General features: G+C 67.6%; 2 protein-coding genes. Both read left to right on the top strand.

Annotation, left to right across the window (positions count from 1 at the left end; all coding sequences use genetic code 11):
* Positions 1–146: 146 nt before the first annotated feature.
* Complete coding sequence (istA, locus tag ACFHWE_RS23420) at positions 147–1,772, top strand: IS21 family transposase (protein WP_416604034.1); 1,626 nt, start codon at positions 147–149, stop codon at positions 1,770–1,772.
* Positions 1,773–1,787: 15 nt separating this feature from the next.
* Entirely contained in the window at positions 1,788–2,567 is a 780-nt protein-coding gene (gene istB / locus ACFHWE_RS23415; protein WP_301184320.1) for an IS21-like element helper ATPase IstB, read from the top strand.
* Positions 2,568–2,722 lie beyond the last annotated feature (155 nt).

Genomic DNA, 2,722 nt, shown 5'->3' with positions numbered 1-2,722 from the left:
TGGTTTTGTTCGTGAGAGCCGACAGCGTTTGTCGATCAGTCTCGACAGCGCCCCGGAACACCGCATCGGTGTATCGATGAGTTTTGACAGCGCACAGGCCCTTGCAGTGGCACCATCGAGGTGGTAGCCGCTACGAGGGAGCGCTGATGCCACCGTCGAAGGTCGAGCTGTACGCCGCCATCCGGCGCGACATCAGAGCAGGACTGTCGATCCGCAAGGCCCAGCGCAAACACCAGGTCGGCTTCCGCACGGTCAAGAGCGCCATGGACTCGGCCTGGCCCGAACCCCGCAAGAAGCTCCCGCCCCGCCAGACCCGACTGGATGTCTACAAGCCGTTCATCGACGAGATCCTCCGCCAGGACCTGGACGCACCCCGCAAGCAACGCCACACAGCCAAGAGGATCTTCGACCGCCTCCTCGACGAACACCAGGCCACCGATCTGTCCTACGGCATCGTCCGCCGCTACGTGGCCCAGCGCCGCGATCAGATCCGTATCCAGGCCGGCCGCGGTCCGAGTGCCGAAGCCTTCGTGACCCAGACCCACCGGCCCGGAGCCGAAGCCGAGGTCGACTTCGGTGACGTGACCGTGCGCCTGGGCGGGGAACAGGTGGTCTGCTTCCTGTTCAGCTTCCGCCTGTCCTACTCGGGCAAGGCCGTGCACCGCGTCTTCGCCTCCTGCGGCCAAGAGGCGTTCTTCGAGGGACACGTCCATGCTCTGAGTGTGCTGGGCGGAGTGCCCTTCGGCAAGGTCCGCTACGACAACCTCAAAGCCGCGGTCGCCCAGGTCCTGGGCTTCGCCCGCCAGCGGGTGGAGACCGAGCGGTGGACGGCGTTTCGCTCCCACTACGGCATTGAGAGCTTCTACTGCCGCCCCGGCATCCAGGGCGCCCACGAGAAAGGCGGGGTGGAGGGCGACGTGGGCTGGTTCCGCCGCAACCACTTCGTCCCCGTCCCCGAGGTCGACTCCCTGGCCGAGCTGAACGCCCTGGTCGAGCAGTGGGACATCACCGACGGGGCCCGCCGGATCGGGACCCGTCCCCGCACCATCGACGAGCACTTCGCCGCTGAGCAACCCCATCTGAAGCCGGTCCCGGACGAGCCGTTCGAGACGGGCCGGGTGTTCTCCCTGCGGGTGGACCGCTACGCGCAGATCAGCGTGCGCACCAACCGCTACTCGGTGCCGGTGAGGCTGATCGGCCGCCAAGTGCGCGCGGTCCTGCACGCCTCCGAACTGGTCGTTTACGAGGGTCGCACCGAGGTGGCCCGCCACGAGCGACTGATCGCCAAGGCCGGATCCCGCCTGGTCTTGGACCACTATCTGGAAGTCCTGCTGCGCAAACCCGGGGCGCTACCCGGATCCACCGCGCTGGAGCAGGCCCGGGCGGCCGGGAAGTTCACCCCGATCCATGACGCCTGGTGGGAGGCGGTCCGCAAGGCCCACGGGGACGCGGCGGGCACCCGGGCGCTCATCGAGGTGTTGCTGTTGAGCCGCCACATGGCTCACGAGCACGTGGTCGCTGGGATCGCCGCGGCGCTGCGGGTGGGGGCGTTGACCGCTGACGCGGTGGCGTTGGAGGCCCGCAAGGCCGCCGAGTCCGAAGAGCCCACCGCCCCCGCGGCCCCGGTGCCCGAGCCTTCCCCGGTCGTGTCGTTGACCGAGCGGCGGCTGGCCCAGCTACCGCCCGACAACCGCCCGCTGCCTTCGGTGGCTGCCTACGACGACCTGCTCCGCTGCCGCACCAGCGGCACGTCCCGCCCTGCAGATGACTAGGAAAGGCACCGCTCTATGACTACCAGCCGACCCCGCGGGCTGACCGAGCAGGCCGCTGAAAGCGCGACCGACTCGGCCTGCCGGATGCTCAAGCTGCCCACGATCAGGACCAAGTTCACCGACATGGCCGAGACCGCGGCCCGCGAGCAGATGACCTACACCGGTTTCCTCGCCGAGTTGTTGATGGCCGAGTGCGATGACCGGGCCCGCCGCCGCTCTGAGCGGCGGATCAAGGCCGCGGGCTTTCCCCGGCAAAAGTCCCTGCGCGAGTTCGACTTCGAGGCCAACCCCAGTATCGATCCCGCCGTCGTTCACACGCTGGGCTCGTGTGAATGGGTGAAGAAGGGCCAGCCCCTGTGTCTCATCGGTGACTCGGGCACGGGCAAGTCCCATCTGCTCATCGCGTTGGGCACCGAGGCGGCGATGAACGGCTTCCGGGTCAAGTACACCCTGGCCACCAAGCTGGTCAATGAGCTGGTCGAGGCCTCCGACGACAAGCAGCTCGGCAAGACCATCGCCCGTTACGGGCGGGTGGACCTTCTCTGCATCGACGAGCTCGGCTACATGGAGCTGGACCGGCGCGGAGCCGAGCTGCTGTTCCAGGTCCTGACCGAGCGAGAGGAGAAGAACAGCGTGGCCATCGCTTCCAACGAGTCCTTCGGCGGATGGACCAAGACTTTCACCGACCCGCGGCTCTGCGCGGCGATCGTTGACCGGCTCACCTTCGGCGGGGCGATCATCGAGACCGGCACCGATTCCTACCGGCTGGCCCAGACCCGCGCTGCCGCGAGCTGACCCCCCTCGACGATCCGTAGCGAGCCGCCCGGGGTCCCTGGGCGGCTTTGGCGTGTTGGGTGCTGTTAGAACTCATCGACATTCTGGCCGCGGTGAAGGCGCCACCGCTGTTGGAACTCATCGATAGGTGCTCTCGTCAGACACCGACATAGCCA

Origin of the sequence: Nocardiopsis sp. LOL_012 (genome assembly GCF_048060475.1) — a bacterium.
Classification (GTDB): Bacteria; Actinomycetota; Actinomycetes; order Streptosporangiales; family Streptosporangiaceae; genus Nocardiopsis.
The sequence above is the reverse complement of the archived record's forward strand: the minus strand, read 5'-3'. Positions and strand labels throughout refer to the sequence as shown.